At 40.9% G+C, this 1006-nt stretch carries 1 protein-coding gene; it reads right to left on the bottom strand.

Annotated elements, in window-relative coordinates:
* Positions 1-289: 289 nt before the first annotated feature.
* Positions 290-1006 (bottom strand): PDZ domain-containing protein (locus AC3G7N_RS20595; RefSeq protein ID WP_489424033.1); only part of this gene is annotated, 717 nt, incomplete at its 5' end.

Genomic DNA, 1006 nt, shown 5'->3' with positions numbered 1-1006 from the left:
CAGATGGTGACAAGCCAATGAGGTTCAATTTGTGGTCTGGAAAATGGTAAAAAAGAGGGAATTCATACACATAAGGAATTTAAGTTATAAGTAATATAATAGGTTTGTGCAGAAAAGTGGCTGGGACTAAACCAATTCCTCCCCTAAAATGACGAACAACGACCTTTATTAGCTCCGGAAATATGTGTAGCCCCCGCGAAAGCGAAGTATATTTCCAGAGCGGTTATATGCAACATTTTTCGGTTATTTCGGATTTTTCTTTTGTTAAAACACTTCTCGGTCTTTTTTATTAACTCGTTTGCTGATTTTTTTCGTTGATTTGATACCGATCTTTAACAAACACCAAACCTAGTTCATGATGATCATCCTGATAGATTGCCGTTTGTAAGAGTCTGGGTTCCCACGCACGGTCCAATACTTCCAGTTTTGCAAATGCTCCGCTTATTTGGAGGAACTGATAAAATTGATCAACGTTCTGCACTGTCCGCCCATTAACTTTACTTATTTTCTCGCCAATCTGAATTCCCAATCGTTCAGCGGGTGTATGTGGAACAATCGCGATAACGGTCAACCCACGTGTACTCTGGCTGAAAAAGGATTGTTTAGCTCCATCTTTCGAGCGATGCCTGTAGCTGACAAATTCCCTACCCAGTATGGCAATTACCACAGCTGCAATTGATAAACTCCAATAGAATATGCTACCTATTGCGATCAGCAATACGATCATCCCAAGCAGACCCATTTTTCTGCCAAGGCTTTTTGCAGCAACCTCAGGAAGTACATTTTTCACCGAATGATCGAAACCAATAATAAATGGAACTAATAATACACCATATGTTTCCCCGTCTACCGAAATGGACGGCCAGTATGCAGCAAAAGGTGCAATCAGGCCAGTCGGAACCAATGTAAAAAATGGGATGAAACTCAGCTTTTTGAGATGATGGAACCCAACCCATTTTCCCCTTGAACCAACTGTTAAATTTGGATACGTTTCACCCTGCTTAAT

Source organism: Virgibacillus carmonensis, assembly GCF_057836705.1.
This window is presented reverse-complemented; position numbering and strand designations above follow the sequence as displayed.